Genomic DNA, 18697 nt, shown 5'->3' on the forward strand with positions numbered 1-18697 from the left:
ATGGGGTGATGGTATGTTAACGGAACGTCAACTCTTTATTCTGCGTGTTTTAATAGATGACTATATTAAGCATGTTGAGCCTGTAGGTTCCCGTACAATTTCTAAGCGAGAGGACATTACCTACAGTCCCGCAACCATTCGAAATGAACTTGCGGATTTGGAGGATCTTGGATTCTTAGAAAAAACCCATACATCATCTGGTAGAATACCGTCTGAAAAAGGTTATCGTTTTTATGTAGATCACCTTCTACCTTCTCTTTTCATGAAGGAAAGTGAGATTGGACATTCAGAACTTTTATTCACAGAAAAAGTTCAGGAGGCAGAAGCGTTATTTGATCAATCTGCTAAAATTCTATCAGATTTGACCAATTATACATCTGTTGTTTTAGGGCCTAACGCCCTAGACATGAAGCTCAAGCACATGCAGATCATTCCGATATCGTCTCAGATGGCTGTTGCTATTTTCGTAACGAACACCGGACATGTTGAAAACAGACAGATCGTTCTGCCTGAAACAATTGAACCGTCTGAACTTGAGAAGCTCGTTAATATTTTGAACGAAAGACTTGCAGGGGTTAGATTGATAGAGCTGAACACACGTATTCAAAAAGAACTTTCAACTGTGTTTAAAAAACATCTCCGAGATTATCAAAACATGGGAGTTTTCCTTGATCAGCTTTTATTATGGAGCAAGAAAGAAAAGCTTTTTTATGGCGGGAAAACAAACATGCTTTCTCAACCGGAATTCCGTGATCTTGATAAGGTTAGACCGCTTCTCGACTTTTTGGAAACGCGTGATCTAATGGAAAAGCTTGTTTCCTCTACTGATAAGGGTCTAACAATTCGGATTGGTACAGAGAATGAGCATGAAGCCATGAAAAACTGCAGTGTGATAAATGCTTCCTATACCATGCATGGCAAACATATAGGAACCATTTCATTGATCGGTCCAACGAGAATGGAATACAAGAAAGTTATTTCGCTGCTAGATTCGTTATCCAAGGAAATGACAAATCGATTAAACGGTTTTTCTAATTAATTGTATTAGTTTAGGGAGGTGAAAGCATGAACAAAGAGGATATCACTCAAGATCAATCACAGACAGATGTGAATGAAGAAGTGGCGGAAACTGAAGAAGTTGTTGAAGAATCAGCAGAATCTTCAACCGAGGAAACTCTTAGTGAAGAACAGCTACGTATCTCAGAATTAGAAGCAAAACTTGAGGAAGCTAGTCAAAAGAATCTTCGTTTGCAAGCGGATTACGATAATTTCCGTCGCCGTACAAGAGAAGAACAGGCAGCGAGCCTTAAATATAAATCTCAAAGTCTTTTAGAACAGTTATTACCTGCACTCGATAACTTTGAGCGTGCTTTGAAGACTGAAGCTACGAACGAGCAAACCAAAACGCTAATCCAAGGGATGGAAATGGTTTATCGTCAGTTGGCAGATGCTCTGAAACAAGAGGGATTGACAGAAATTCCGTCAGTTGGTCAAACATTTGACCCGAACTTGCACCAAGCTGTAATGCAAGTAGAGGATTCTGAATTTGAATCCAACACGGTTATTGAGGAATTGCAAAAAGGTTATTTGTTAAAAGATCGAGTAATTCGACCAGCAATGGTAAAAGTAAACGCTTAAGAACTACATATGAATGATGGAGGGAAAAAACATGAGTAAAATCATCGGTATTGACTTAGGTACAACAAACTCTTGTGTGGCTGTTATGGAAGGTGGAGAAGCGGTTGTAATTCCTAATCCGGAAGGAAACCGTACAACACCATCAGTAGTAGCATTCAAAGACGGAGACCGTTCAGTTGGGGAAGTTGCAAAGCGTCAGGCTGTAACGAATCCGAATACAATCATGTCGATCAAACGTTATATGGGAACTGACCATAAAGAAACGGTTGAAGGTAAAGATTACACTCCACAAGAGATCTCCGCGATCATCTTGCAAAAATTAAAGTCTCACGCAGAAGACTACCTTGGAGAAAAGGTTGAAAAAGCGGTTATTACAGTGCCTGCTTATTTCAATGATGCACAGCGTCAAGCAACTAAAGATGCTGGACAAATCGCAGGACTTCAAGTTGAGCGTATCGTAAACGAGCCTACTGCAGCTGCTTTAGCTTACGGTCTTGAAAAAGACGAAGACCAAACGATCCTAGTATTTGACCTTGGTGGTGGTACGTTTGACGTATCAATCCTTGAACTAGGCGATGGTTTCTTTGAAGTAAAAGCTACTTCTGGAGATAACAAGCTTGGTGGAGATGATTTTGACCAAGTTATCATCGACCACTTAGTTAGCGAATTCAAGAAAGAGAACGGTATTGATCTTTCTCAAGATAAGATGGCACTTCAGCGTTTGAAGGATGCAGCTGAGAAAGCGAAGAAAGATCTTTCTGGTGTAACATCTACTCAAATCTCATTGCCGTTTATTACTGCGGACGCTTCTGGACCTAAGCACTTAGAGTTAAACTTATCTCGAGCAAAATTTGAAGATCTTTCTTCAGACTTAGTTGAGCGCACTATGGGACCTACTCGCCGAGCACTTCAAGATGCTGGAATGTCACCTTCTGATCTTGATAAAGTAATTCTTGTTGGTGGATCTACTCGTATCCCTGCTGTACAAGAAGCGATCAAGAAGTTCACGGGTAAAGAGCCTCATAAAGGTGTAAACCCTGATGAAGTTGTAGCACTAGGTGCAGCTATTCAAGGTGGAGTGCTTGCTGGTGATGTAAAGGATGTTGTTCTTCTAGATGTAACACCACTTTCATTAGGTATTGAAACAATGGGTGGAGTATTTACGAGATTGATCGATCGTAACACTACGATCCCAACTTCAAAATCCCAAGTATTTTCAACGGCTGTTGACAACCAAACATCTGTTGATATCCATGTTCTTCAAGGAGAGCGTGAGATGGCAGCGCACAATAAAACGCTTGGAAGATTCCAGTTATCTGAAATCCCACCAGCACCGCGTGGAGTGCCTCAAATCGAAGTAAGCTTTGACATCGATGCGAACGGGATTGTAAACGTACGTGCAAAAGATCTAGGAACGAATAAAGAGCAATCCATCACGATTAAATCTTCTACAGGACTTTCTGACGAAGAGATCGATCGCATGGTAAAAGACGCTGAAGAAAATGCTGAAGCGGATAAGAAGAAACGTGAAGAGATCGACACTAGAAATGAAGCGGATCAGCTTGTATTCACAGTTGATAAAACGTTGAAAGACCTTGAAGGTAAAGTAGACGAAGCTGAAGTGAAGAAAGCTGAAGAAGCTAAAGAGAGCTTGAAAAAGGCCCTTGAAGGTGACGATATTGAAGCGATTAAGAAAGAAAAGGACGCATTGAGCGAAATCGTTCAACAGCTTTCTGTTAAACTTTATGAGCAAGCAGCTCAACAAGCTCAAGCTCAACAAGGCGATGCAGAAGGACAATCAACGAAGAATGATGACAACATCGTTGACGCTGATTATGAAGAAGTAAACGACGATAAAAAGTAATTTTTAGCAGATAAAAGTCAAAGTCAGGTCATCTTGACTTTGACTTTTTTTCTGAGTTGACGATGAGAACATCGGACTTAAGACCGTAACAAAACCTTTGCAGTTTTCGTCTTGAGTCAGGTGGTATTCAATGGTAAGATAACTTTTATGTGAGAAATCGGGAGTGTCCTATATGAGTAAACGAGATTATTACGAAGTACTTGGATTAGATAAGAACGCCTCAGGTGATGAGGTGAAAAAAGCATACCGTAAACTTGCCAGAAAGTATCACCCAGATGTAAATAAAGAGGCAGATGCGGAAACAAAATTTAAAGAAGTAAAAGATGCATATGAAACGCTGAGCGACCCTCAAAAGAAAGCTCACTATGATCAATTTGGCCATACGGATCCAAATCAAGGATTCGGTGGAGGCGGAGCTGGTTTTGACGGCTTTGGCGATATATTTGATATGTTTTTCGGTGGTGGCGGAGGAAGACGAAATCCAAATGCTCCTCGCCAAGGTAATGACCTTCAGTACGGACTGCGTCTTTCTTTTGAAGAAGCTGTGTTCGGAAAGGAAACCGATATTCAGATTCCTACAGAAGAGTCGTGTGCTACTTGTCACGGATCAGGTGCAAAGCCTGGAACAAAACCGGAAACGTGCTCACATTGTAATGGCAGCGGCCAGCTGAATGTTGAACAAAATACACCTTTTGGCCGAATTGTAAACAGAAGAGTATGTAACCATTGCAGTGGTAAAGGAAAGATTATTAAAGAAAAATGTAATACATGCCATGGTGCAGGAAAAGTACGCAAAAACAAGAAAATCTCAGTTAAAGTACCTGCTGGTGTTGATAATGGTCAGCAGATCCGTATGTCTGGACACGGAGAACCAGGCGTGAACGGCGGACCTGCAGGTGATCTTTATGTGGTGTTCCAAGTAGCAGATCATGAGTTCTTCGAGCGCGATGGAGATGATATCCTGTGCGAGATGCCATTGACGTTTTCTCAAGCAGCTCTGGGAGATGAAATAGAAGTCCCAACCTTGTACGGGAAAGTTAAGCTGAAGATTCCAGCAGGAACACAAACAGGAACTCATTTCCGCTTAAGAGGAAAAGGTGTGAAAAACGTTCATGGAAGAGGTCAAGGTGACCAGCATATTCAAGTAAAAGTCATAACACCTAAAAATCTTACCGAGAAACAAAAACAGCTGCTGCGTGACTTCTCAGAGATCAGCGGAAGCCTGCCAGATGAACAACAAGATGGATTTTTCGATAAAGTAAAGCGCGCGTTCAAAGGCGACTAAACAAACTCAGCATTCGAGTAACTTATTAACTTACTCGGATGCATTTAATTGTTCTTTTTTAATTTAAATGCTCTTTCTAAAAGTTGCTTAAGGTATTACTTTGTATTATTCTCATCATTGACAAGTTGATTGGAGCGTAAGGTGAGAGACTCCTGCGGGATGAGTGGGGCAGGTGAGACTCCTAACAGCGCAGAGCGCTAGGAGGCTCACCGCACACCCCGCGGAAAGCGAACACCTGGAGCGGAAATCAACTACTTTCAATAGCAACAAAGTTTTACGAAAACAGTCTATTTAAAATATCTATAAGCCAAACTAACTAACGGAGTTGATATGATGAAATGGTCAGAGATTAGCATCCACACTACTCAGGAAGCTGTTGAACCAGTATCGAATATTTTACATGAGGCAGGAGCAAGCGGAGTTGTGATTGAGGATGTTGATGACCTCTCTAAAGAGCGTCAATCCGTATTTGGCGAAATCTATCAGCTGAATCCATCTGATTATCCTTCTGAAGGCGTTATTTTAAAAGCGTACTTACCTGTAAATAGTTTTTTAGGTGAAACGGTCGAAGAGATCAAACAAGCGATTACGAATCTTGTTAAGTACGATATTGATATTGGGGCAAACACGATATCTATTTCAGAAGTGAATGAAGAAGAATGGGCAACTGCTTGGAAAAAATATTATAAGCCGGTAAAAATCTCAAAGAGAATTACAATTACCCCTACTTGGGAAGACTACAAGCCTGTAAATTCTGATGAACTTATAATCGAATTAGATCCTGGGATGGCTTTTGGTACGGGAACACACCCTACAACTGTTATGAGCTTACAGGCTATCGAAAAATATATCAAAGAAGGCGATTCTGTTACTGATGTTGGAACAGGATCAGGAGTTTTAAGTATCGCGTCTGCTATGTTAGGTGCAAAACAAGTTGAAGCTTATGACCTTGATGAAGTAGCAGTGAACTCTGCCCGTTTAAATGTGAAGCTGAATAAGGTTCATACAAAAGTCCATGTAGACCAGAATGATCTCTTAAAAGGCATTGATGGTCCAGTCGATCTTGTTGTAGGAAACCTTTTGGCTGAAATCATTCTATTATTTGTCGAAGATACAGCAAAAGTATTGAAGCCGGGCGGATACTTTATTACATCAGGTATTATACAAGGTAAAAAACGCGATGTGAAAGAAAAGTTAGAACAACAAGGCTTTACCATCGTAGAAGTTTTAGAAATGGAAGATTGGGTAGCGATCGTTGCTCAAAATCAGAAATAAGAAGATAGGAAGTGCGCTTCATGCAAAGGTACTTTGTTCCGTCAGAAAACTGGAGAGATAACCGCGTGCTAATAACAGGCGAAGATGCGAAACACATCTTAAAAGTGATGAGAATGCAAGATGGAGATCACATCATCTGTTCGGATAACAACGGTCGTACCTCTTTGTGTGAAATCGTGGAGCTTGATGGTAACGTAGTTGAGGTACAAGTAGTTAAAGATGTTGAGACAGAAACTGAGATGCCTGTGTTTGTTACCATTGCACAGGGACTTCCAAAGGGAGATAAGCTCGAGTATATTGTCCAAAAAGGCACAGAACTTGGAGCAGTATCCTTTTTCCCATATACAGCTGAGCGTTCAGTCGTAAAATGGGATGAAAAAAAAGCTTTGAAGAAACAAGACCGTTTAGAAAAAATTGCAAAAGAAGCTGCAGAACAGTCTCATAGAAGCAGGGTTCCAGAGATTCTGAAGCCAGGTTCTTTTTCTGATTTGCTTAAAATGGCAGAACAGTATAATATAAAAATCGTTGCGTTTGAAGAAGAAGCTAAACAACACGAATCATCACGTTTTGCTTCTGTTTTAAAAACAGCAGCTAAGGGAGATTCCATCCTCTGTGTCATTGGACCTGAGGGAGGAATCAGTCAAAAAGAAGCGATTTCTCTTAGTGAACGCGGATTTGTATTATGCGGGCTTGGTCCCAGAATCTTAAGGACAGAAACAGCGCCATTATATATGTTATCTGCCATTTCTTATCATTTTGAATTAAAGGGGTGATTAATATGCCATCCGTTGCATTTCATACATTAGGTTGTAAAGTAAATCATTACGAAACAGAAGCAATCTGGCAGCTTTTTCAAGCTGAAGGATACGAACGAGCTGATTTTGACAATACAGCAGACGTCTATGTGATTAATACATGTACAGTTACAAACACTGGTGATAAAAAAAGCAGACAAGTAATCAGAAGAGCCATCCGTAAAAATCCTGATGGGGTTATTTGTGTTACAGGTTGCTATGCTCAGACTTCACCAGCCGAAATTATGGCTATCCCGGGCGTAGATGTTGTTGTAGGTACACAAGATCGTTCTAAAATGCTTTCCTATATCCAACAATACAAAGAGGAACGTATGCCGATTAATGGTGTCTCTAACATTATGAAGGCACGAGTATATGAAGAATTAGATGTGCCAGCTTTTACTGATCGAACAAGAGCATCATTAAAGATTCAAGAAGGCTGCAATAATTTCTGCACATTTTGTATTATTCCTTGGGCAAGAGGTCTTCTTCGTTCTCGAAAACCAGAAGATGTTCTTTCTCAAGCACAGCAGCTCGTTGATGCAGGATACAAAGAAATTGTTCTTACTGGAATCCATACAGCAGGTTACGGTGAGGATATGAAAGATTATTCTTTTGCAAAACTGCTTGATGATTTAGATAAAAATATTTCGGGGCTTAAACGTATACGTATTTCTTCTATTGAGGCTAGTCAGATTTCTGATGAAGTGATTGAGGTAATGGGCAGATCTGACAAAGTGGTTCCCCATCTTCACATACCGCTTCAATCTGGTTCTAATTCAGTTCTGCAAAGAATGAGAAGAAAGTATTCGATGGAAATGTTTGGAGAAAGATTAGATCGTTTGAAAGAGGCGCTTCCGGGTCTGGCGATCACATCGGATGTTATAGTTGGGTTCCCAGGAGAGACAGAAGAAGAGTTTATGGAGACGTATCGATTCATTGAGAACCATAAATTTATGGAACTTCATGTATTTCCTTACTCGAAACGTACCGGTACCCCAGCTGCTAAGATGGAGAATCAGGTTCCAGAAGATGTTAAGAATGAACGTGTTCACAAGCTGATCGCATTATCCGATCAATTAGCGAAAGAATATGCTTCGAACTATGAAGATACAGTTGTTGAAGTTATTCCAGAAGAAGCTTTTAAAGAAGAAGCTGGAAGCAATTTATTTGTAGGATATACGCCAAATTATCTAAAAGTTGTATTTGAAGGCAGCGAAGAGATGATCGGTAAATTAGTGAAAGTGAAAATTACTGAAGCTGGGTATCCTTATAATAAAGGTGTATTTGTAAAACAAGAAATGGAAGAAATCCTGAAGCAAGCTGTTTCAAGCTAACATCCTGGAGTTCATGCCAGGGTGTTTTTTTAGGTGGCTGTTTTCGTAAACTTTGATGCTATTGAAAGACGTTGATTTCCGTTCCAGGTGCTCGCTTTCCGCGGGGCAGGCGGTGAGCCACATTCGAACGTTTTACTTTTAAGTGTCTCACCTGCCCGCCTGTCCCGCAGGAGTCTCCCACCTTCCACTCCAATCAACTGTCATAGAAGAAAAATGATGTTTAAAAGCAACAATCTTCTAGAAAAGAGCCTTTTAGGTTGTTTTCGCATACAATGTTGCTCTTGATAATAGCTAATTTCCGCTCCAGCTTGCTAATGAAGAGAAAAAACAAACAATGTTTACAAAAACACCGAATTATTATTTAAAATTTGAAGCAACTCGATTTATGTCGAATTATTTGATATGATACTAACGGTGTTTAATTTTTTATTTAAGAAAGGGTTTGTTGAAATGAGCAATTTAAACGTTGCAAGAATGATTGACCACACAGCATTAAAAGCAGATACTTCAAAGCAAGAGATCTTAACTCTTTGTGAAGAAGCTAAAAAATATAATTTCTTTTCTGTATGTGTTAATCCGACTTGGGTTTATACAGCATTTGAACAATTAAAGGATTCAGATGTTGCCGTTTGTACGGTAATTGGTTTCCCATTAGGTGCAAATACACCAGAAGTAAAGGCATTTGAAACAAAGAATGCGATTGAAAATGGTGCTACTGAAGTTGATATGGTTATTAACATTGGTGCTTTAAAAGATGGAAACTATGAACTAGTTGAACAAGATGTTCGTGCAGTAGTTGAAGCAGCTAAAGGCAAGGCACTTACTAAAATTATTATTGAAACGTCTCTTTTAACGAATGAAGAAAAAGTTAAAGCATGTGAAATTGCTGTAAAAGCTGGTATTGACTTCGTTAAAACATCTACTGGATTTTCAACTGGCGGAGCGACTGTTGAAGATGTTAAGTTAATGCGTGAAACAGTTGGACCAAACATTGGTGTAAAAGCATCTGGTGCTGTACGTGACCGTGAAACAGCTTTAGCTATGATCGAAGCTGGTGCGACTCGTATTGGTGCTAGTGCAGGAATCGCAATTGTTGAAGGCGGAACATCCACTTCAGACTATTAATATCTGTTTTTAAATAATTACCTGCTCTCTCCGACCAACTTGTTTAAATTAAGTTGACCGTATTGCAAGGATATATTATAATGGCAAAAGATATGTGACGCATCTTTACTTTATGTAAGGGTGGTCTGGAGGGAGGGAAATACAAATGGCAGAAACACGTATTCGCAAGAATGAATCCATTGATGATGCTCTTCGTCGTTTTAAAAGATCCGTTTCCAAAGATGGAACATTGGCTGAAGTTAAAAAGCGCAAGCATTATGAAAAGCCAAGCGTAAAGCGTAAGAAGAAGGCTGAGGCAGCAAGAAAGCGTAAGTTCTAAGCGGGGTGTAAGTAAGAAATATGAGTCTTCTTAACGATTTAAATCAAGATATGAAACAAGCGATGAAGGACAAGAACAAGCAAAAGCTTTCTGTTATTCGTATGCTTAAGGCATCACTTCAAAATGAAGCCATCAAGCTAGGACGCGAATTAAATGAGGAAGAAGAGCTTACCGTTCTTGTACGCGAAATGAAACAAAGAAAAGACTCCCTCCAAGAATTCGAAAAAGCTGGCCGCGATGATTTAGTCGCTGGTCTTCAAGATGAAATTGCTGTTCTTACGCCATACTTACCAAAACAGCTTACAGAAGAAGAACTGCAAGAAATCGTTGCTCAAACGATTTCTGAAACAGGTGCTGCTTCAAAAGCTGATATGGGTAAAGTTATGGGTGCTCTTATGCCGAAAGTTAAAGGGAAAGCCGATGGCGGACTCGTTAACCGTATTGTGCAGCAACAATTATCATAATTGAATTGACAAACGCTCTGTATACTATACAGAGCGTTTTCTTATTTTTTGAAACTTTTCCCACAAAATAACGTAAAATAAAAATGAAGGGGGGGTTCTTGTGAAAAAAACCCGTTTATTCATATATATGCTTTGTCTTTTATGGGGGATATACGGTTTGATTTCTACACAGCATGTTTTCTCTGCTGGAAAAGGGAAGACTGTAACTTTTATTCCAGTTGAACATGAGGTTGAGAGAGGTCTCGAAGCTTTTTTAGAACGAAGTATTAAAAAAGCAGAAGAAGATGGTACTGATCATATTGTACTTGAAATCTACACACCAGGAGGCAGAGTAGACGCCGCATTACATATAGCAAAAGTCATGCGGGAAACAGAGATTCCGATTACGGCTTATGTCGTGAAGAATGCTTTTTCTGCAGGAGCTTATATAGCTCTTAATGCCGATCAAATTGTCATGAAGCCTTCTACTACCATTGGATCAGCAGCTGTTATCGATGGCCAAGGTAATGCGGCAGGTCAAAAAGCAGAATCTGCATGGAAGGCAGAAATGCTAGCAGCAGCCGAGCTGAATGACAGAGATCCATTGTATGCTGAAGCAATGGTAGATCCAGACATCGAGATATCAGCTTTGAATGTAAAAAAAGGAGATTTGCTAACGTTAACAGCTAGTGAAGCTTTAAAGGTTGGTTACGCTGAGAAAATTGCTCAAGACAGGCAGGAGCTTTTATCGTACTTAAACTTAGAAGATGCTAAAGTTTTAGAATCCAATCCTACATTTGCTGATAAGATAGCCCGGTTCGTTACAAATCCAGTAGTTGTACCGATCTTACTTTCATTAGGAAGCCTAGGCCTCGTTTTAGAGCTATATACACCAGGATTCGGGCTTGCAGGCTCAATCGGAGCGCTATCATTAATGTTGTTTTTTTATGGCCACATGATTGCAGGTCTTGCTGGCTGGGAAGCCATTATATTGTTTGGTGTCGGATTAGTTCTGATCATATTGGAGTTATTTCTGCCTGGAGGAATTATGGGCATACTGGGGGTGGCAGCAATGTTAACGGGGTTGATACTCGCTGGCGGTTCGCTATCTGGAATTCTGATCGCGATTGCAATCGCAATTGTTGTAACAATTATAGGGTCTTACTTTTTTATTAAATCTTTTGGATACAATGGGCCTTTGAAACGGTTAGTTCTTTTTGATTCAACCAGTTCTGAAAAAGGTTACCTCTCCCATCAAGAGCGTATAGATCTAACTGGCAGAACAGGTGTAACAGCTACACCATTGAGACCATCAGGCAGTGTGAAGGTTGATGAGGAATATCTCGATGTTGTTACAGAAGGCTCTTATATTGAAAAAGGTCAACTAGTAAAGATTGTAAAAGTTAGTGGAGGACGTGTCGTTGTCAGATCAGTTGAAAATAATGAATGAATGGAGTGTGTGTGAATGTTAGAATTCGGTTCTATCGCAAGTATTGTAATTATCGGACTCATTGTTATTGGTTTAGCAGTATTATTTACTTTTGTCCCAGTAATGCTATGGATCTCAGCATTAGCTGCAGGTGTTAGAGTGGGAATCTTTACTTTAGTAGGGATGAGATTAAGAAGGGTTATTCCGAATCGCGTAGTTAACCCATTAATCAAAGCTGTAAAAGCTGGATTAGGCTTGAGTACCAATCAGCTTGAGAGTCATTACCTGGCTGGAGGGAACGTAGACCGCGTCGTTAACGCATTAATTGCTGCACACCGTGCAAATATAGAACTGAGCTTTGAAAGAGCCGCAGCAATCGACTTGGCAGGACGTGATGTACTTGAAGCCGTTCAGATGAGTGTTAACCCAAAAGTAATAGAAACTCCTTTCATTGCCGGTGTGGCTTTAGATGGAATTGAAGTTAAAGCAAAAGCTAGAATCACGGTTCGTGCAAACATCGACCGCCTTGTAGGGGGAGCTGGAGAAGAAACAATTATCGCCCGTGTTGGTGAGGGGATCGTAAGTACAATCGGTTCATCTGAAACGCATAAAAAAGTTCTTGAAAATCCAGATTTAATTTCTCAAACGGTATTATCAAAAGGACTGGACGCAGGCACAGCTTTCGAAATTCTATCCATTGATATTGCGGATATTGATATCGGTAAAAACATTGGGGCTGAACTTCAAACAGATCAAGCTATGGCTGATAAGAATATTGCTCAAGCAAAAGCCGAAGAGAGACGTGCCATGGCCGTTGCTAATGAACAAGAGATGAAGGCAAGAGTTCAGGAGATGAGAGCAAAAGTTGTGGAAGCAGAAGCAGAGGTTCCTATGGCTTTAGCAGAAGCGCTTAGATCAGGAAACATGGGCTTTATGGATTATATGAACATGAAGAACATTATGGCAGACACAACGATGCGTGAATCCATCAGCAAGTCCTCTAATACAGATAAAGAGAACAACGATGATAAAGGACGGAAGATTTAAAGATGAACATCTTTGAAGCGATTCTTGAACTGCTGTTTGCGAATATCTTTTTTGTTATTCTGGTTGCAGGTGGGATATTTAGCTTCTTTAAAAGGATGAAAGAAACTCAGAATACCTCGAGACCTGTGCCTGATAGACGTGCAGCGGAACAACCAAAACAAACCGTCTCTCCTTTTGGCAGTCCAGCACAGGTTGAACATCAAGAAATCGCTGAAAGTAAAGCTGCAGAGGTTGGAGGCAAGAAATACGAAAGGCAGACGCCTAAACGTCAAAAAAGTGCCGATTTTAATAATCGATCGAACCGTTACCAAGATAAAGAAGAAGAAATTCTGAGCAGCTTTAAAGTAGATCAGCAAGAACTCCAAAAAGCGATTATCTGGTCTGAAATTCTTTCTAAACCTAAAGCTATGCAAAAGCGATAGAGTATCTAAACAAATGACTCTTTTGCATTAGTTTTTTTCTAAAGAAATGCTGCCACTGGCTTTCTCTATTCTTATCATTACTTTCAGCGCAGCCATGCGAAAACAGCGAAACGAAACAATGAAATAGTGATAGTTTACCCCCTGCTCTCATAAAAATGGAGAGAGGGGGTTTTTTTATGGGAAAATTGCGGCAGCAAGTAAACAAATGGATGATGCAGAACCTTGAACTACCAGCAGATGTAGTGATGGATTTACCCCGAATCACGATGATTGGACAATTACACATATATATTGAAAACCACAGAGGTGTAAAAGCTTTTTCGAATGAACAGCTTACACTCAAATTAAAACAAGGGACTCTCGTTATTAAAGGAAGTGAATTTGTCATTAAAACCATCTTATCGGAAGAAATCTTACTTGAAGGTACGATATCTTCAGTTGATTTTAAAAATGAATAACGTGTTGATGAATAGGGAGGGACAAGATGAAAACCAATTGGAATCACATAAAAGGCTATATAAGGGTTGAAATTATTGGACAAGATTCTAGCTCTTTTATAAATACTTGCATACAATCTGGAATACAGATATGGGATATTCAGCCTCTTGATCATAGCCGCGTACTCGTCTCCATATCCTTATCTGATGTAAGAAAAGCAAAAGTCATTCTAAAAGAAAACAAATTAAGAATTAGAATAAAAGAAAAGAAGGGTACACCTTTTCTATTGAATAGAATGTGGAAAAGAAATGGTTTTATCCTAGGGATGGCCTCTTTTATCTTTGTGCTTTTTTTATTATCTAATATGATTTGGAATATAAATGTTACGGGGGCAAATCCTAAGACTGAATATGAGTTAAGAAAAGCCGCTGTTGAAATAGGAGTGACGAAGGGGAAATTTATTTTTCTATTGCCTAACGTTAGAGAGATTCAGCGGGAATTAACAGAAAAAATGGACAATGTCACATGGATCGGTGTTACTCAACATGGTACCTCATATCGCTTGGAAGTAGTTGAAAAGGAGATACCTGAAACAAAACCGATTACCGGCCCAAGACATCTTGTCGCAACGAAAGAAGCTGTAATTCATTCTGTATTCGTTGAAAAAGGACAACCCATCGTTGGTGTGAATGATTATGTTAAGAAGGGGTCCTTATTAGTTTCTGGGCTTATAGGAAAAGAAAAAAAACCACAGCTCGTAAGTGCAAAAGGGAAGATCTGGGGAGAAGTATGGTATCAAACAGAGGTGGAAGTTCCTTTAAATACTTCTTTTCAAACGTACACAGGAGAATATAAAAACAGACATTATGTATCCTTGTTTGGTTTAAATCTTCCGATATACGGATTTTCTGATGGAGAATTTAAAGACAAAACGGAAACACTAAATGAAAGCCCTCTTTACTTAGCGAAATGGAAGATGCCCTTTTCTTATATAAAAAAAGAAATCAGGGAAACGGATGGAGTCAAGCGCTCCTACACGAAAGCAGAAGCCATCGAAGTTGGTAAGAAGATGGCAAAGAAAGAATTAGGAAAGAAATTGCCTGAAGATGCAAAAATTAAAGGTGAAAAAGTTTGGCAACAAAACGTCTCGAATGGTAAAGTTAAATTAACGATGCTCTACCAAGTAATTGAAAATATTGCATCTGAACAACCTATACCTATCCAACAAGGAGAATGAGTAGTTTGTCAGAAACGAAAAGACTTAATTCATTACAACTCGAAAATACGACTGAAGCAGCTTCCCTTTTTGGGCCGAACGATGCTTTCTTGAAAGTGATTGAAGACAAGCTCAACGTGAGTATTGTTACCAGAGGAGAAGACATTTTAGTTTCAGGTGAACTCGCTAAAGCAGAAATGGTTGAAGAGACTCTGTTCGTCTTGCTGAAATTGGTGCGTAAAGGAATCAAGATTTCAGAAAGAGACATTGTTTATGCTGTTCAGCTTGCTGAAAAAAATATGCTGGATGAATTAAGTGAGCTTTATGAAGAAGATATTGCGGTTACTGCAAAAGGAAAACCAATTCGTGTAAAAACTCTTGGTCAGCGGCATTACGTTCAATCCATGAGAAAGCGCGACCTTGTATTTGGTATTGGTCCTGCTGGTACTGGTAAGACCTATCTTGCTGTAGTTATGGCAGTTAACGCTTTAAAAGAAGGTAAAATGAAAAAGATTGTACTTACTCGCCCTGCTGTTGAAGCAGGAGAGAGCCTTGGTTTTTTGCCGGGGGATTTAAAAGAAAAAGTGGATCCTTATCTGCGGCCTCTTTACGATGCGCTGCATGACCTTCTAGGGGCTGAACATACTGAAAGGCTGATTGAGCGCGGGACGATTGAAATTGCCCCATTAGCGTACATGAGAGGCCGGACACTTGATGAAAGCTTTGTTATCTTAGACGAAGCGCAAAACACAACACCAGAACAAATGAAAATGTTTATAACGCGTCTTGGCTTTGGCTCTAAGATGGTTATTACAGGTGACTTAACACAGATCGATCTTCCGCGTGGAAAAGAATCTGGGTTGAAAGTAACCGAAAAAAGGCTCGAGAGCGTAAAGGGCATTGATTTTATATACTTAAAACAATTGGATGTTGTACGTCATCCGCTAGTACAACGAATCATCGAAGCATATGAAACATACGAAGACTAAGGCCTCTATTTTTATAGAGGCTTTTTTATGTGGTGTAAGAATTGGATAAGATGCTATAGAGAAGAATACAACGCGCTGAAAATTGGAACGATGCGGGAATTCAACTAGTCCAATACTTTTGATGGTAGGGATACCATTTTTATTAACGATAAATCTGAAATGATTGTTGCTTTTAAATCTTTTTTTCTTGTCTTCTTTGAATAGTTGGTTGTAGTGGAAGGTGGGAGACTCCTGCGGGACAGGCGGGCAGGTGAGACACTTAAGAGTAAAACGTACGAATGTGGCTCACCGCCTGCCCCGCGGAAAGCGAGCACCTGGAACGGAAATCAACCACTTTCAACCAAGAATAAATACGAAACCTGCTCTTTAAGAAAAGGATTACTTTTATCTTTTTCGTTTGAAAAGTACCATATTTGTACAATTTTTGCTAAGATTAGAACAGGATGTACAAGTTTAAGGAGTGGTATCGCTTGTCCAATATCAGGCATCTTTTGTCCAATTACTTTCGTTTAAGTGTAGCAACAGTATCCTTTATTGTTATGGGCATCATTTTGTTTTCCCTTTTAGTCAGCAATGTTACTCCCAATGTAGTGGACGTCAATGTTTATGAGCGTGCTCCTAGGGATATCCAATCTCCTATTACGATTCCGCTTGAAGATCAGACGGAAGCGAGGAAAAGGCTGGCTGAAGAGAGTGTTAAGAATGAATATACCTTTAATAAAGATCTCGCTTTACTTCAAGCAGAAGCCTTGAAAGATCTATTTGATCTAGTTATAACCATTAATAAGTCAGAAGAGGAAAAAAAGGATGACGAAGCTCCGCTATCCATGGATCAGAAGCTGGAACAGATAAAAGATTCAATAGACAAATCTGAAATATCTGATGAGACATATACTGCTTTGGCTCAAGCGAGTGTAACAGAATTAAACAATATGAAAAATTTAGGTCCGGATGTTGTGAACAAGGTATTATCCAATCCTATCATGGTTGAAGAGGTAGAAGAGGCTAGAAATGAAGCTGTTCAACTGATCCGTGAAAACAGCAATCTGTCTTATTCTTTAAGGAATGCTACAGAAGAAATCACTAGAAGTTTTATTATTGCGAATAGAACGCTTGATACTGAGAAAACAAGACAAAAACGAAAAGAAGCAAGTGATAAAGTTGAAGAGGTTGTGATTAGAGAAGGAGAAGTCCTAGTTAAAAGTGGGTCGGTAATCACACCTGAAATCTTTGATAGGCTCAAAAAGGTTGGATTACTGGATCAGGAAATGAAAACGTATCCGTATTATGGTTTGTTCCTCTTTGTGTTGATCGTAATGGCTGGTTTGTATTATTTTATGAAAGAAGAGCGCGAGAAGGAGCATTTTAGAAAATATGTAACAATCTACGCCTTATTGTTCACGCTTACCCTCGTCGTGATGAAAGTATTAAGTATCAGTACCAACCTTGGTTTAACAAGTCTCATGTATGCCGTTCCTGTTGCTGCAGGTGCGATGATGATCAAGATGCTCTTTAATGAAGAGCTCGCAGTTGTTTCTACGATTATCTTTGCTTTTAGTGCAGCTTTAATCTTTAACGAACAAACAGCAGGAAACTTTAACTTTATCATGAGCATGTATGTTTTATTTAACGGAATTTCTGGAATTGTGTTTCTAGGCAAAACACAGCAGCGTTCGAAAATCCTTCAAGCTGGATTTTTTGTATCATTTATTGCCATCCTAACTGTAGCGAGTGTTCTATTGTTGCAGAACGGAAAGTTCACATCACTGCAAATAGGATTAGATCTTGGCTGTGCAGCCATTTCTGGTTTTGTCTCAGCTGTACTTACGCTAGGGTTGTTACCTGTTATAGAGTCTTCTTTTAACATATTGTCAGTAACAAAACTTATCGAACTATCTAATCCAAATCATCCTATATTGCGAAAAGTGCTGATGGAAGCACCGGGTACTTATCACCATAGCATCATGGTAGCCAATCTTTCTGAAGCAGCTTGTGAATCTATTGGTGCTAATGGACTTCTTGCAAGAGTGGGTTCATATTATCACGATGTCGGAAAAACGAAACGCCCCCATTTTTTTATAGAGAATCAAATGAATATGGAGAATCCGCATGACAAGATTGCTCCACAATTAAGTAAGACGATAATAACGGCGCATCCCTACGACGGGGCTGATATGCTTAGAGCAGAAAAAATACCGAAAGAGATTATTGACATAGCTGAACAGCATCACGGAACGACTTTGTTAAAATTCTTTTATCATAAAGCAGCTAAGCTAACAGATAAGGAAGTCGCAGAATCAGACTTTCGATATCCTGGGCCAAAAGCACAAACAAAAGAAGTTGCAATTATCGGTATATCTGATGCTGTTGAAGCGGCTGTTCGATCATTATCGAAACCGACACCAGTTAAAATCGACGGAATCATTCGAAAGATAATAAATGATAGACTTGAGGATGGACAGTTTGACGAATGTGACATTACCCTTAAAGAACTGGATACGGTAGCTAAGACATTGACCGAAACATTGAAAGGAATTTTCCATTCCAGAATTGAGTATCCAGAAGAAACGAAAAAGGTGGAAAAACAATGATACTACATGTAGAGTATTTAAACGAAATTGATGAAAACAGTACAGAATTTCAGGAACTTTTAACAAAGGTACTTGAAAAAGCGGCTGAAATGGAAGAAACAGGCCAAGCGGAAGTATCTGTAACCATTGTAACCAAAGAAAGAATTCAAGAAATTAATAGTGAGTATCGCCAAAAAGACAGCGTAACAGATGTGATTTCTTTTGCCATGGAAGAGATGGGTGAAGATGAGACAGAAATTATAGGCGGAGAAGAGACGAGGTTTCTAGGAGACATTATTATCTGCTTAGATGTTGCTAAACAACAGGCTGAAGAGTATGGACACTCTTTAGATAGAGAAATGGGCTTCCTTGCTGTACACGGTTTTCTGCATTTGTTAGGTTATGACCATATGAACGAAGAAGATGAAAAGAGAATGTTTGGCAGACAAGAAGAAATATTGGAGCAATACGGATTAAGCAGATGATTTCATGGAGAAAGTTGTTCT

Annotated in this window: 20 protein-coding genes; 19 read left to right on the plus strand and 1 reads right to left on the minus strand. The window is 39.5% G+C overall.

What is annotated here, in order from left to right; genetic code table 11:
- Positions 1-13: 13 nt before the first annotated feature.
- The 7 genes from hrcA to mtaB all read left to right on the plus strand — a co-directional run bounded on the left by hrcA (position 14) and on the right by mtaB (position 8193).
- The gene (hrcA, locus tag QUF49_RS07460) at positions 14-1039 is read left to right on the plus strand and encodes a heat-inducible transcriptional repressor HrcA (RefSeq protein WP_289495069.1); all 1026 of its coding nucleotides are present in this window, start codon (positions 14-16) and stop codon (positions 1037-1039) included.
- A gap of 26 nt (positions 1040-1065) precedes the next feature.
- Complete coding sequence (grpE, locus tag QUF49_RS07465; RefSeq protein ID WP_289495070.1) at positions 1066-1638, plus strand: nucleotide exchange factor GrpE; 573 nt, start codon at positions 1066-1068, stop codon at positions 1636-1638.
- A 31-nt stretch (positions 1639-1669) separates the two neighbouring features.
- On the plus strand, positions 1670-3502 hold the full coding sequence (gene dnaK / locus QUF49_RS07470; RefSeq protein WP_289495071.1) for a molecular chaperone DnaK: 1833 nt from the start codon (positions 1670-1672) through the stop codon (positions 3500-3502).
- 172 nt (positions 3503-3674) lie between these two features.
- Entirely contained in the window at positions 3675-4787 is a 1113-nt protein-coding gene (dnaJ, locus tag QUF49_RS07475) for a molecular chaperone DnaJ (protein WP_289495072.1), read from the plus strand.
- 333 nt (positions 4788-5120) lie between these two features.
- On the plus strand, positions 5121-6062 hold the full coding sequence (gene prmA, locus QUF49_RS07480) for a 50S ribosomal protein L11 methyltransferase (protein WP_289497602.1): 942 nt from the start codon (positions 5121-5123) through the stop codon (positions 6060-6062).
- 20 nt (positions 6063-6082) lie between these two features.
- The gene (locus tag QUF49_RS07485; RefSeq protein WP_289495073.1) at positions 6083-6835 is read left to right on the plus strand and encodes a 16S rRNA (uracil(1498)-N(3))-methyltransferase; all 753 of its coding nucleotides are present in this window, start codon (positions 6083-6085) and stop codon (positions 6833-6835) included.
- A gap of 5 nt (positions 6836-6840) precedes the next feature.
- On the plus strand, positions 6841-8193 hold the full coding sequence (mtaB, locus tag QUF49_RS07490) for a tRNA (N(6)-L-threonylcarbamoyladenosine(37)-C(2))-methylthiotransferase MtaB (RefSeq protein WP_289495074.1): 1353 nt from the start codon (positions 6841-6843) through the stop codon (positions 8191-8193).
- Positions 8194-8251: 58 nt separating this feature from the next.
- On the opposite strand, the gene QUF49_RS07495 is transcribed toward mtaB, so the two are convergent.
- Positions 8252-8374 (minus strand): hypothetical protein, encoded by a 123-nt coding sequence (locus tag QUF49_RS07495; RefSeq protein ID WP_289495075.1) that lies wholly within the window; start codon positions 8372-8374, stop codon positions 8252-8254.
- A 269-nt stretch (positions 8375-8643) separates the two neighbouring features.
- On the opposite strand from QUF49_RS07495, the gene deoC reads away from it, so the two are divergent.
- The 12 genes from deoC (at position 8644) to ybeY (ending at position 18676) form a co-directional block, all read left to right on the plus strand.
- Entirely contained in the window at positions 8644-9318 is a 675-nt protein-coding gene (gene deoC / locus QUF49_RS07500; protein ID WP_289495076.1) for a deoxyribose-phosphate aldolase, read from the plus strand.
- A 145-nt stretch (positions 9319-9463) separates the two neighbouring features.
- Positions 9464-9637 carry a 30S ribosomal protein S21 gene (gene rpsU / locus QUF49_RS07505; protein ID WP_066237650.1) on the plus strand — a complete coding sequence of 58 codons (174 nt, stop codon included), beginning with the start codon at positions 9464-9466 and terminating at the stop codon, positions 9635-9637.
- Positions 9638-9657: 20 nt separating this feature from the next.
- Positions 9658-10101, plus strand: a complete 444-nt coding sequence (locus QUF49_RS07510; protein ID WP_289495077.1) for a GatB/YqeY domain-containing protein — start codon at positions 9658-9660, stop codon at positions 10099-10101.
- A gap of 127 nt (positions 10102-10228) precedes the next feature.
- Complete coding sequence (locus QUF49_RS07515; protein ID WP_425590493.1) at positions 10229-11530, plus strand: NfeD family protein; 1302 nt, start codon at positions 10229-10231, stop codon at positions 11528-11530.
- A 15-nt stretch (positions 11531-11545) separates the two neighbouring features.
- Positions 11546-12556, plus strand: coding sequence for a flotillin-like protein FloA (gene floA, locus QUF49_RS07520; RefSeq protein WP_289495079.1), 1011 nt, complete (start codon positions 11546-11548; stop codon positions 12554-12556).
- A gap of 2 nt (positions 12557-12558) precedes the next feature.
- Positions 12559-12978 carry a hypothetical protein gene (locus QUF49_RS07525; protein ID WP_289495080.1) on the plus strand — a complete coding sequence of 140 codons (420 nt, stop codon included), beginning with the start codon at positions 12559-12561 and terminating at the stop codon, positions 12976-12978.
- 176 nt (positions 12979-13154) lie between these two features.
- Positions 13155-13436, plus strand: coding sequence for a sporulation protein YqfC (gene yqfC, locus QUF49_RS07530; protein ID WP_289495081.1), 282 nt, complete (start codon positions 13155-13157; stop codon positions 13434-13436).
- 26 nt (positions 13437-13462) lie between these two features.
- Complete coding sequence (yqfD, locus tag QUF49_RS07535) at positions 13463-14653, plus strand: sporulation protein YqfD (protein WP_289495082.1); 1191 nt, start codon at positions 13463-13465, stop codon at positions 14651-14653.
- 5 nt (positions 14654-14658) lie between these two features.
- On the plus strand, positions 14659-15621 hold the full coding sequence (locus QUF49_RS07540; RefSeq protein WP_066237625.1) for a PhoH family protein: 963 nt from the start codon (positions 14659-14661) through the stop codon (positions 15619-15621).
- A 220-nt stretch (positions 15622-15841) separates the two neighbouring features.
- Entirely contained in the window at positions 15842-15991 is a 150-nt protein-coding gene (locus QUF49_RS07545; protein WP_289495083.1) for a hypothetical protein, read from the plus strand.
- 100 nt (positions 15992-16091) lie between these two features.
- Positions 16092-18212 carry an HD family phosphohydrolase gene (locus tag QUF49_RS07550; RefSeq protein WP_289495084.1) on the plus strand — a complete coding sequence of 707 codons (2121 nt, stop codon included), beginning with the start codon at positions 16092-16094 and terminating at the stop codon, positions 18210-18212.
- Positions 18209-18676, plus strand: coding sequence for an rRNA maturation RNase YbeY (ybeY, locus tag QUF49_RS07555; RefSeq protein ID WP_289495085.1), 468 nt, complete (start codon positions 18209-18211; stop codon positions 18674-18676). Before QUF49_RS07550 ends, ybeY begins: the two co-directional genes overlap by 4 nt.
- Positions 18677-18697: the final 21 nt, after the last annotated feature.

The organism is Fictibacillus sp. b24 (assembly GCF_030348825.1).
In the GTDB taxonomy this organism is placed as follows: domain Bacteria; phylum Bacillota; class Bacilli; order Bacillales; family Fictibacillaceae; genus Fictibacillus.

Coding starts and splice junctions, on each gene's coding strand:
- mtaB (WP_289495074.1), top strand. CDS start 6,841: ATGCCATCCGTTGCATTTCATACATTAGGTTGTAAAGTAAATCATTAC.
- prmA (WP_289497602.1), top strand. CDS start 5,121: ATGAAATGGTCAGAGATTAGCATCCACACTACTCAGGAAGCTGTTGAA.
- dnaJ (WP_289495072.1), top strand. CDS start 3,675: ATGAGTAAACGAGATTATTACGAAGTACTTGGATTAGATAAGAACGCC.
- yqfD (WP_289495082.1), top strand. CDS start 13,463: ATGAAAACCAATTGGAATCACATAAAAGGCTATATAAGGGTTGAAATT.
- deoC (WP_289495076.1), top strand. CDS start 8,644: ATGAGCAATTTAAACGTTGCAAGAATGATTGACCACACAGCATTAAAA.
- hrcA (WP_289495069.1), top strand. CDS start 14: ATGTTAACGGAACGTCAACTCTTTATTCTGCGTGTTTTAATAGATGAC.
- dnaK (WP_289495071.1), top strand. CDS start 1,670: ATGAGTAAAATCATCGGTATTGACTTAGGTACAACAAACTCTTGTGTG.
- floA (WP_289495079.1), top strand. CDS start 11,546: ATGTTAGAATTCGGTTCTATCGCAAGTATTGTAATTATCGGACTCATT.
- ybeY (WP_289495085.1), top strand. CDS start 18,209: ATGATACTACATGTAGAGTATTTAAACGAAATTGATGAAAACAGTACA.
- rpsU (WP_066237650.1), top strand. CDS start 9,464: ATGGCAGAAACACGTATTCGCAAGAATGAATCCATTGATGATGCTCTT.
- QUF49_RS07515 (WP_425590493.1), top strand. CDS start 10,229: ATGCTTTGTCTTTTATGGGGGATATACGGTTTGATTTCTACACAGCAT.
- QUF49_RS07510 (WP_289495077.1), top strand. CDS start 9,658: ATGAGTCTTCTTAACGATTTAAATCAAGATATGAAACAAGCGATGAAG.
- QUF49_RS07525 (WP_289495080.1), top strand. CDS start 12,559: ATGAACATCTTTGAAGCGATTCTTGAACTGCTGTTTGCGAATATCTTT.
- QUF49_RS07485 (WP_289495073.1), top strand. CDS start 6,083: ATGCAAAGGTACTTTGTTCCGTCAGAAAACTGGAGAGATAACCGCGTG.
- yqfC (WP_289495081.1), top strand. CDS start 13,155: ATGGGAAAATTGCGGCAGCAAGTAAACAAATGGATGATGCAGAACCTT.
- grpE (WP_289495070.1), top strand. CDS start 1,066: ATGAACAAAGAGGATATCACTCAAGATCAATCACAGACAGATGTGAAT.